Origin of the sequence: Acinetobacter sp. TUM15064, from assembly GCF_008980265.1 — a bacterium.
Taxonomy (GTDB): Bacteria; Pseudomonadota; Gammaproteobacteria; order Pseudomonadales; family Moraxellaceae; genus Acinetobacter.
This window is the reverse complement of record NZ_BKFU01000048.1, coordinates 16,578-27,849: the sequence shown is the minus strand read 5'-3', so window position 1 is coordinate 27,849 and position 11,272 is coordinate 16,578. Positions and strand designations below refer to the sequence as shown.

The 11,272-nt window shown below is 40.0% G+C and carries 7 protein-coding genes; 1 reads left to right on the top strand and 6 read right to left on the bottom strand.

The window, feature by feature from the left end:
* Positions 1–101: 101 nt before the first annotated feature.
* The 6 genes from GBI16_RS13445 to GBI16_RS13420 all read right to left on the bottom strand — a co-directional run bounded on the left by GBI16_RS13445 (position 102) and on the right by GBI16_RS13420 (position 10,231).
* A complete protein-coding gene (locus tag GBI16_RS13445; protein ID WP_151707242.1) occupies positions 102–977 on the bottom strand; it encodes an ATP-grasp fold amidoligase family protein in 876 nt (291 codons plus the stop codon).
* A 198-nt stretch (positions 978–1,175) separates the two neighbouring features.
* The gene (locus tag GBI16_RS13440) at positions 1,176–2,102 is read right to left on the bottom strand and encodes a branched-chain amino acid transaminase (protein WP_086210440.1); all 927 of its coding nucleotides are present in this window, start codon (positions 2,100–2,102) and stop codon (positions 1,176–1,178) included.
* Between the two features lie 33 nt (positions 2,103–2,135).
* Entirely contained in the window at positions 2,136–4,880 is a 2,745-nt protein-coding gene (gene glnE, locus GBI16_RS13435; protein WP_086210441.1) for a bifunctional [glutamate--ammonia ligase]-adenylyl-L-tyrosine phosphorylase/[glutamate--ammonia-ligase] adenylyltransferase, read from the bottom strand.
* Between the two features lie 82 nt (positions 4,881–4,962).
* Entirely contained in the window at positions 4,963–6,231 is a 1,269-nt protein-coding gene (locus GBI16_RS13430; protein WP_151707241.1) for a sensor histidine kinase KdpD, read from the bottom strand.
* Between the two features lie 1,160 nt (positions 6,232–7,391).
* Complete coding sequence (locus tag GBI16_RS13425) at positions 7,392–8,453, bottom strand: phage portal protein (RefSeq protein WP_151707240.1); 1,062 nt, start codon at positions 8,451–8,453, stop codon at positions 7,392–7,394.
* Positions 8,450–10,231: a terminase large subunit domain-containing protein gene (locus GBI16_RS13420; protein WP_151707239.1), complete on the bottom strand. Its 1,782-nt coding sequence runs from the start codon at positions 10,229–10,231 to the stop codon at positions 8,450–8,452. The genes GBI16_RS13425 and GBI16_RS13420 overlap by 4 nt, the downstream gene beginning before the upstream one ends.
* A 125-nt stretch (positions 10,232–10,356) precedes the next feature.
* On the opposite strand from GBI16_RS13420, the gene GBI16_RS13415 reads away from it, so the two are divergent.
* A complete protein-coding gene (locus GBI16_RS13415; RefSeq protein WP_228267842.1) occupies positions 10,357–11,253 on the top strand; it encodes a GPO family capsid scaffolding protein in 897 nt (298 codons plus the stop codon).
* Positions 11,254–11,272: the final 19 nt, after the last annotated feature.

Below are 11,272 nucleotides of genomic sequence, written 5' to 3'. Positions count from 1 at the left end.
ATTAAAGAGCATCTGCACAGTATTCAAATAATATCCTATTTCAGAATATCGAATAATCAAATATTTTTTTAAATTAATCCAATAATACTCTGTAGGCCACATTAAGAGCGCCATAAGGCTCCCAGTTTGATATCCCACTCAGCAGGAGAAATAACCATACGCCCTGCGTTTGGTGTTAATGTAATTTCGCTAAACAGTATTGCATCTTGCGACAATAAAAAATCTATTCGGCTATAGCCATATTCCAAACAAAGTTTTTCAGATAACTCCATCATCTTCTTCATCCTGCAAGGCTCAATAACTGGTTGCGGTGTATTTTCTTTCAAGTCAACGGTGAACGGCTGTAATGACCAAGAAGTATCATAAATATTTGAATATTCAGTACCATCATGCCCACGAACATCAACCTCAACATACATCGGTTGCCCTTCAAAACAGTGAACTCGGCAGGTCGTAATAGTCGCAAGTGTTTCAGCATCACGATATAAATCAAAATAATGCTCCGCCAAAATAAGCGGCGAAATATTTTTATAGTGCCACTCGCGTTTGCGGTAGTACATATTCATCTTTAAACTATTTTTGAGCTTAATTTCTGTCCGATTAAAATCAAATGAATCTTTATCATGACAAATCGTAGCACTTCCACTATCGTGCGTGCATTTTAAAACAAACCTGTTTGGAAATTGATCAAAATTGATATCATTAAAATCACAATATGTCCCAATCAATGGAACCATATATTCTTCACCAATTCGATCTATCACCAGCTCTCTGACAGCGAATTTATCTGCTAATTTAGTGTGTAGTGCGCTTCTTTCAAAAATCATTCGCGCAGTCACTTTCTCATTAAAACTTTCTGGTTGATTAAAATTTGGAGTATATCCCAATTTATTAATAAACCTTTTTGTTAGATATTTTTCATCCGAAACAAACATCGTTCTAATTACTTTTGCTTGATATATAAGATTGTTAATCATTGGTTAAATTTTAAATACATCTCATTTTTACCAAATAATAACAAATTTATTCAATTGTGTATGCTTTGTGAATATTATATTTTTTCAGAAACTAATAGATAATGTTGTATTGATCATTTTAAAATCAAAATTAGTCAATAAAAATAAAATAGAGAAAATAAAAAAGGGCTCCGAAGAGCCCTTTTCACATCAAATTACTTATTTTACATAAGTCAACCAATGTGCATATTTCGGATCTTTACCTTTAACCGCATTAAAGAATGTGGTTTGAATTTGTTCAGTAATTGGGCCACGCGTACCTGAACCGATTTCACGGTCATCATATTCACGAATTGGCGTCACTTCAGCAGCCGTTCCTGTAAAGAATGCTTCATCTGCAATATAGAACTCATCACGGGTAATACGACGCTCAACCACGTCATATCCTAAATCTTTTGCAATGGTAATAATGGTTTGACGTGTAATACCATCCAGTGCACCACCTGCGATGTCTGGCGTATGTAATACACCATCTTTGACCAAGAATACGTTTTCACCAGAACCTTGACATACATAACCTTGTGGGTCGAGCAACATTGCTTCGTCATAACCAGAATGTGCCACTTCTTGGTGAGCCAAAATCGACAAAGTGTAATTACCTGACGCTTTTGCTTTACACATCGTCACGTTTGGATGGTGGTGAGTAAACGATGAAGTTTTCACACGAATACCTTTCGCCATCGCTTCATCACCGAGGTAGGCACCCCAACTCCATGCAGCAACAACAGCATGAATAGTATTATCTGTAGCAGCAATACCCAGCTTTTCCGAACCAATAAAGATAATTGGACGCAAGTAACAAGATGCTAATTTATTTTCACGAACCACATCAATTTGAGCTTGCTCTAGTGCTGCTTGATCAAATGGAACTTTCATTTGATAAATTTTTGCAGAGTTCAATAAACGCTTAGTGTGTTCTTTTAAACGGAAAATAGCCGTGCCATTCGGTGTTTCATAGGCACGGACACCTTCAAACACACCCATGCTGTAATGCAAGGTATGTGTTAAGACGTGAGTTTTCGCTTCACGCCAGTCAACCAATTGTCCATCTTGCCAAATAAAACCATCACGATCAGCCAAATTCATGACACACACTCCAAATTTATATACACAGTCATGTTACCCAATGCTCACAATTGAGCTTGGATCAATTAATCTTTGCCATAATTTGCAAACGATCACTCGGGTATCGCGCCAGTCCGCAGCATTTACTTGCATGGATTGATTCGCAAGGGCTAAGCGGTGGCTCTCGGCTCGTTCACTGAGATAAGCTTGAATCAATGCGGTCGCATCGTCGCTGGATAAGCAACTGGCTTTTGCGGCGTCTTCAAGGATTCGTACATTGTCGGAATAATGGGCAAGATCTGGATGAGACCCACTCCACGCCAACACAGCATACTGTGCCATAAATTCGATATCGACGATACCACCTGCGTCTTGTTTTAAATGAAAAATTCCATCTTTTTGTTGTTCTTTAGAAGAACCCAAATGGTCTTTCATTTTCTGACGCATGTTCAACACTTCTGCACGTACATTTTCTTCATCACGCGGTTGCGTCAAAATTTGGCAACGCAGTGCTTCAAACTTATCACGTAGGCTGGCCTCACCTGCAATCGAACGAGCACGCACCAATGCTTGATGCTCCCACATCCATGCACTTTTCAATTGATATTGCTCAAAAGCCTTTAAACTCGTCACCAATACCCCAGCTTCCCCTGATGGACGTAAGCGGGTATCAATTTCATAAACCCGACCATCAAGCGTTTGAGTCGTCATTAGTGACATAAATTTCTGAGCTACCCGCATGGCAAATTCAAATCCACTGATGGCCTTTAACCCATCAGTATCAGCCTGCTCATCCATATAATGAATAAAGACCAAATCTAAGTCTGAGCCATAACCCAGCTCAATCCCGCCAACTTTACCGTAGCCCACGACTGCAAATGCCAAATGATCAATCGAACAACGTTGACCGTCCGTATCAAGCGGATAACCATGTTTCTTTGCGGTGATTTGGTAAGCCAAATTCAAAGTTGTACTGACCGAAACCTCTGCAATATCCGTCAAAGCATCAGATACTTTCATCAATGGGCTTTCTGCCAAGACATCGCTAGCCGCGACTGCCAACACATTGGATTTTTTGAATAGGCGCAGTACACGCATCAAGTCTTCAACATCATCCAGCTCAATGCGGAGTAACTGTTGACGTAGCGAATCTTCCAAATCTTGACGGCGAGGCAGCTCAAAATCCATTGACAAGAATTCATCCAACAAAACTGGATAGTGGGTTAATTCTTCACAAATCCATGGGCTCACCGTTGCCATTTTGACTAAGCGTTGTAAAGCCCCTTTACTCTCAATCAACATGACCAAATATACGGTGCGTCGCATCACTGACTCCACCAAGGGCATGAGACGTAGCAATGCGGCTTGTGGTTTATCTGACTGTAAAATCGCTTCAATCAAATGTGGCCAAAACATCTTTAAACGTTGTACCGCTTTGGCAGGCAATTTTTTTAACGCATGACCATGCCAAAACTCGTGTATAAGATTTTTCGCCCCCTCATCCAAGACTTCATTTAAACGCGTCTCAAGTTGACTAAAACTTTCCACAAAAGGGTCATGTTCTTTTTCTTTAATTAAATGCTCAAACTGGTAAATGACTTTGGCGCGCTTTTGGTTTAAATACTCAATAAATGTATCCCAACTTGCGAAGCCCAAAGTATCAATCATACGCTGACGCAGTTCAGGTTCTGTTGGTAAAGACTGGGTTTGTTGATCATTCAAGGCTTGAATCGCATGCTCTACACGGCGCAAAAACAAATAAGCATCTTCTAGCTCATTGACTGCTTGCCCATCCAGTAGACCCACTTCACCCAAATGATGCAAGCTGACTAAACATTGACGGTCTTGTAACTCTAATTTTGCCCCGCCATAAATTAATTGGAACACTTGTACAATAAATTCGACTTCACGAATACCGCCCGCACCTAACTTAATATCGTCTTCAATATTACGGCGTAGCACCTCACGCTCAATCATGGCTTTCATTTCGCGCATGGCTTCAAAAGCAGTGTAATCGACATACTTACGGAATACGAAAGGACGAGTCATGCCCAATAACGCATTCCCCTCTTTTCCACCCGTAACAATTCGCGCCTTGATCCACGCATAGCGCTCCCACTCGCGCCCATGCTGACTTAAATATTTTTCCAGAGCGGCATGACTAATCGCCAGTGCTGAACCGTCACCCCAAGGACGCAAACGCATATCTACACGGAAAACAAAACCATCCGCAGTGATATGGTCCAGCAAATAAATCAGCTTCTGTCCCCACAAAATACAAAACTGTTGTACATCAATACACTTGCGCCCATCTGTTTCACCCTGCTCGTCAAAGGCAAAAATCAGATCAATATCACTGGACAAATTCAGCTCTTGTGCACCGAGTTTCCCCATCGCAACCACGATTAAATCTTGAAGTTTATGGTTATAGCCTACAGGTTGCCCATATTTAGCAATCAAGGGTACTAATGCAAATTCTTTAGCAACGCATATCGCCGCATCAGCAAAATCAGAGAGCTCGCGCGTCAAGGTCATCACATCAATCAACTGATTGGCATCTTGCCAAATCCAACGAAACATGAGGCGTGCCCGTAAAACACGGAGTGCGCGCATCCATGTATTTTCATCACTTATATCTTGTAAAGTCTGCTGAACTACAGCAAAAATTTGTTCGGTCGTCAGTGGCTGAGAAAACTGATCAATAGCATAATCTTTTTCGATATCAATATGATGTATAGATAGGACTTGTTCAGCATATTGACTTGCGCGCAATGTCTTTTGCAATTGCTCAGCATTCATGATCGACCCTTTCACATTATTTTGGTTATTTATAACAGCAGATCATGATATTAAGCGAATTATTTTTATAAAGAAAACATGATTATTCAATAAATTCTTGTTGGGGCGAAACCAAAGACAAAGCTTGGTGTGCGCTGTTTGAGCGCGGTAAGCTGACGATGAAGGTTGACCCAACGCCCTCTTTAGACGTTACAGAAATTTCGCCTTTATTTAAGTCAACGAAACGTTTGCAGAGTACTAATCCTAGACCCGTACCTTTTTCCCCCGCTGTACCTTTAAAGCTAATCGTCAACTTCGGTTCAAATAATGATTCAATTTGCCCATGCGTCATGCCTAAACCTGTGTCTTGAATATAAATATCAATAAAGTCATCGCGCTGTTTGGCATCAATCGTTACCACACCATTGCCATGCATATGGGTGAATTTGAGTGCATTTGAGACCAAGTTCTGAATGACAGAAGTCACCATATTGATATCGGCAAAAATTCTTAAATCATCAGGGACACGGTCGATCAGTTGAATATTTTTATTGACCGCTAGACCATTTAGTACATCAAAGACAATTTGTGAAGACTGTTTAAGTTTATAATGAATCGGATGGTAGAAAGAACGCCCTCCCTCCGCCATAGCCCAATTCAGCAAGCTTTCTAACAAGCTATAAGTCGATTGGGCAGTATCATGTAAATAGTCTGCAATACTTTGTATACCCAACTCATCCAAACTATCACGCTCATCTGCCAAAACTTCTGAGAAACCGATTAAACCATGAAATGGTGCCCTTAAATCATGTGCAATAATTTGAAAGAATTTGGTTTTACTTACATTCATTGCAACTTGCTGCTCATATAACTCCTTAAGTTCTGCATTTTCCATACGCAAATACAGAATATTAAGAAAACTCATTGCAAGCTCTTTCACACTGTCAATCGCATCTCGATCAAAAGCATCCTGTTGCTCATCAAACAAAATCAACTGACCAATCGACTTTGCATCCTCTTTTAAGTCTATTGCGACCATTCGATGATGCACAAAGCCCAAATCGGAGAGAGATTGCGACATTTTTTTATAATTTGGATGTTGTACATCTATAAAGAAATGGTCATCAAAATAAACTGAAAAATTGCTTTCAGCGGGTCGATGAACAGCATTAAAGGAATTTTGAGCAACATACCAAATATAAGGCTCATCTATAAATGTTAAAATCGCTGTTCTTGCTCGCAAAATTTTTCTTGCAAACTTAAGGAAGCTTTGAATTTTGTTATCTTGAGTATTTACACCCAATAATAAAGATAAGTGACAAGCACTTAATTGTTCTGTATCAGACCCGATTTCCAGTAATTGAATACCCATTTCTGCCTCATCTTTTGTGATTTTATCGGCACAAACCCATTATTTATTCTATGTATTAGCAAACTTTCACTATTAAAACAATATAAAAATACAACAATACGATGATGGCATTTAACAAAAAAATCAACTAAGGCGAGACTTTATCTTTGGATTTATTTTACTATTTGAAAAAACATGATTTATCTGTACTTTTATAACTTCAAGTCATCAACAGCCTCAGCCATAAATTTCGGGCAATAAAAAACCCCAAGACTGAATATGCTTGGGGTTTTTAATATCTTGGTCCCGAGGGTCGGAACCAATTTTTTATTACCTAATAAGCATTTACTTAAATAGTGTGGAAGTCTGTGGAGAAAAGTACTTGAGAAACAGAGAAAAACAAACAAATATTTTAAGGAATCTGTAATTAAGCCCTAAAATTTAGGGTCATAAAAAAATGGGGTTACAAAAGTTACAGATTTCAAGAATAGATATTAACTATATGTTTTTAATAATTAAATATTCATTTTATAAAGGTAACATTTAGGTTACTTTTAAGTTACATGTAACCATTTAAAAAAGTTACAAATGTAACCTCTTATCTATTTGTTTTTAATATATTTATTGGATTTAACCCAATTCCTGTAACCTCATGTAACCCCATAAAGGTTACAACTTTTTCTTTTATTATTCATAAGCTTATATATTGTTTTTTCATGGGCGTAACTTTTGTAACCCCATTTTTACTTCGACTTTTAAAATAGAAAAAACTTTAAATAAAGTAAATTGCATCTATACGCATCAAATTGCGTCACTGAGTAGCCATAGAATCGCCTCTAAGCCCTATAAACCATAAAGGTTAGGGTTTCTATGCTGTTGCATCAAAAACGCGGTATTTAGGAACTGCGCAGGCGGGAGAGGAGATTGCGTTTGGTCATGGGGCAAAGGTGAAATTATTGGCTGCAGTGTTTTGATAATCTGATGTTTTCTGAATCTAAGAATATGCCTACTACCTGCCATCGCAGTTGATCATAGTCTTCAGACACAGCAGTGATATACCATTCAAATTTCAGGCATAAAAAAAGCTGACTTTTAATAGCCAGCTTAGATATAAACAATTGAATTAAAACATTATTACCACATTATTTAAGTGCATATTTTAGTAAAATATGGGTGACTATTCACGTCACGTTTGTAGATAAAAGCTCATACTGTTTGAACTTAATCACTTCATGGCCCAGTCTTTCATTGATCTGTTTCAACAGGTTTTGATAGTAAATAATTTCATTGTAATAAAAGACTTTTGCAGCCTTTTCAACATCACCAAAGCCACCCGCATTTTGTGGTACCACACCAATCAATTGAGGTGGAATACGATGCCCTGCTAATTGGTCATCTCGACTGGCAATTTTAATATTATAAAACTCATCTTTAGCCGCGACCTCTGCCAGTGGTATGACATTCACCCCTTTCTCTTTCCCCCCTGGTGTATAGAGCAATAGATTTTTAAAGTTCCCTGCTCCTTTGGAATTTTCTAGTGCGTCCTCAAGCTCAGTGACATCTGCCTGAGTTTGCATTGCATCTGTGATATGAAGAATGAAGCCTGCATGTGCACCATTTTTATAATAACGTCGACGAAACAACGTCGCGGATTCATTAAGAAGAATCGCATTGATACTGCTCAGGTAATTCGGAATGCCATATACCTCTTGCCCAATGTCTGATTCAAATAGATGAATCATATCTTGTGGCTGAAATACATAATTATGGGTTTGATCATAATCCAGTTGGTAATAACTAGATAAGTCCAACCCTCTCCGCATGTTTAAGGCGGGACGAGATCCGAGACCAATAATCCCACCAAAGCGATTTCTTTTGATATTCGCATAGCAGTTCGCAAAGGTTAAAAGATTCAGTGCCAAGGCATTGAAGTCATGCCGACTTAACCATGGATGAGGAATGAAATCACTGGTGAGGATGTTACGTTTCACAATCAAGGCACTGGTGTGATGACTGGTGGCTCTGAACAATTTTGCAGTGGCCAGCATGTCATAAGGCAATTCATACCAGTCCTGCCATTTCGGGCAATAACCATACTCAAACAAGGTATGGCCATCAAGAACGGGTTCAGGCTGGCCAAAGTTGCTACAGACGATGGATTTTTTACTTGGGGCTTCAATTGGAGCAGCTGCAGATGAGCTGAATCGTTGTAAAGCTTTAGGGACTAAACTTTTTAAGTTCATGATTTGAATACTCGAATTCGGCTACGTTGTACGCCTTGTTGTGATGGATCAATAGTGTCGACAATTGGAGCGTTCTCTAATCCATTCATGATTGCCCAAGCCATATCACCATGACCGTTTTCTGCTGACCGGGTCGTGATCAATGTTTTGTTGCCACCACCGCTTGTTAGTGCTTTTTTGACTGAAAGGAATGCTTTTGCCACCGTGGTGAGACCAGCATCAAAATGCAAACGTCTTTTTTGAAACAACTCTTTTGCTCGCAATCCCATGCGGATTTTAAGTTCAGGGTTATAGTTCAGACGGGTTAGTGCAGGGTAAAACTTAGCCACGTGCTCAGCCACGGCAATACCATTACCTGTGTTATCAATACCGATAAACGTGACGTTATAGCGCCCACAAACTTTTTTGATATACAGCGCTTGTTCTTGAGCACTTAGGCCTTTGAACTGTTTCACCTCTAAGATTCGATAGGGTTCAAGCGGAGTACGTGGTGGAGCAATAACTGCTAGCGCAGCATTGTCCCCTGTAAAAGATGGGTCATAGCCTAACCAAACCTCTCCTTGATAATGCGGAGTCTCATTCGGCTTAAAGTCTTTCCACACTTGCCATGAATCCACCATATTTGGTGTGATGATTTTGAGCGGGAAATAGGAGCCTGAATCATCAATAAATTCACAATCATATAAATTGGCGTATTCTTCATCACCGTATCTTCGTAGTAATTTTTCACGGTTAAATAAATTACAGCCTTTGGCTTCAGCATCTGCAAGTGTGACAATTTGTCGAGTAATATCATCAGCACCTTTCACAGGCATTTTAAGTGCAGCTTTACTGACATCAATCTCGATAGGCAATTTTCGATCGCCATCTGTGCCTGTCCAAAACTTATACGCTTCGTGCAAAATACTGGATGGTGTAGACATATAAATTTCTTTATATATCTCCTGCGATGCCATCGCACTGGCCACTTTCTTGAACTGTAAAAATTTACGAATCCAAAAGAATTCATCCATGATGACATCACCATGACGGCCTTGAGCAGTCAGTGCATTGGTTCCCAAATAGTAAACAGTTGCTTGCTTAACTGGACCGTTAATCACAATTGGATCACCAGTCAATTCAATCCCGCAAACCTCAAGTACAAAGGCTTTGATGTATTCAATGAATTGATATGCCTGCGCCTTAGATGCCGACATGAAAATTTTATTCTTGCCTGTTTTGAGCAAGTCAATCAAAGCCCAAAGCGCAATGATATGGGTCGCACCAATTTGACGAGATTTAAGCAAAATGAAGATGTCACTTTCCTCAATCGCCTGCATCCACTCTTGTTGGTAAAGAAATAAGAAATCTTCAAAGGCTTGCTCGAGCAGCTTGAGATCATCTTCGGTGAGCTGATTTTTAAGTTTTCTTTTTTTCGGTTTATCGTTGCGATTTTCTAGTTTTGGATTGAGATCAGCTTGGTTACCGCCCTCACGATAGCGCTCTATTCTCGCCCAACGTTCAAATTGACCACCAATAAAATCCATTTCTTTGTAATTCGCATTGCTCTTACCATCCATGAAAGTCAAAGCCATATAACGAACTTTTAGGCCTAAAGTCACATCATCGAATAAATCCGCCTTTTCCCAACCGTCGCGCTGTTTCCAGCTTTCAACGGTCGAGCGATTCTCCTCAAGTTGCTTTGAAATTTCAGATACAGACATCCCCATAGCAAACAGGATTCGTCCATGTTGCCGAGGATTTAATTGATCAAAAGTAATGGGTGAGGTCGTATTCATGTGCCTAATGTAGCCTTTTGACCACAAAAGCTATGAATCAAAAAATCCTGATTAAGGCTTATTCAGGATTGGACTAATTGCGAGCAAGTTTATTAGTCAGCAGACTGCATCTATCAGAAACATAGATGGAAATTTATATGGGACTTGCAGGTGAAGGACGTGTAGAAAAACGCTTTCGTGTCGCTCGTGAAGGTCAAACAGTCGATGGACGAGAACTCACTGGACAAGAAATTCAGCAGATGGGTGCAAGTTACAGTCTGGAAAAATATGGTGCACGAATCAACCTCGAGCATTATTCAGGATGGTCACCCGAACCACCCTTCAATGCCTATGGTGACATCGTCAAAGTTGAAGCCGTACAAGAGGACGGCAAATGGGTGCTCTATAACACCCTTTCAGCCCTGCCGAACTTTGTGGCCATGAATAAAAAGGGTCAGAAAATTTATCCATCGATTGAGTTCTATCGCAACTTTGCGGGGACTGGCATCGCCTATCAAGTCGGCCTTGGTTTAACGGATACCCCTGCTTCGCTTGGTACTGAACCCATTAAATTTTCATCGAATCAATTTGCCTTACGCACTCAACCCAACGCGGAGATTTTTATGTCCCTGACAGCTCCAACTGATCAAGACAATTCAGTACCAAATGACCAAAAAAGCTTTTTTGAGCAGCTTAAAACCTTGCTCACCCCAAGCCAACCGAAAATTCCTGCTCAGCCTGACGACTTTCAAGCGGTGGTGACTCAAGGTTTAGTGACGGCTTTAAACGGTATTAAAGACCTGAATGAAAAATTCAGCCAATTATCGGCTCCACCTGCGGCTGCACCCGTTCAACAATCCACTACGCCCGTTGCTCCAGTTGAACAACCTGTGCCTGGTGCAAATGACCAACTCAGCCAAGCATTAGCCCCAATTCTTTTGTCGATTCAAGGTATGCAAACGCAGATTCATCAGCTTTCAACCACTGCTGTGAATGTACCTCCCGCTGCAAGCGGTGGTGATACCGACCAAGTTTCATACTAATTCAATCATTTAGGAAATA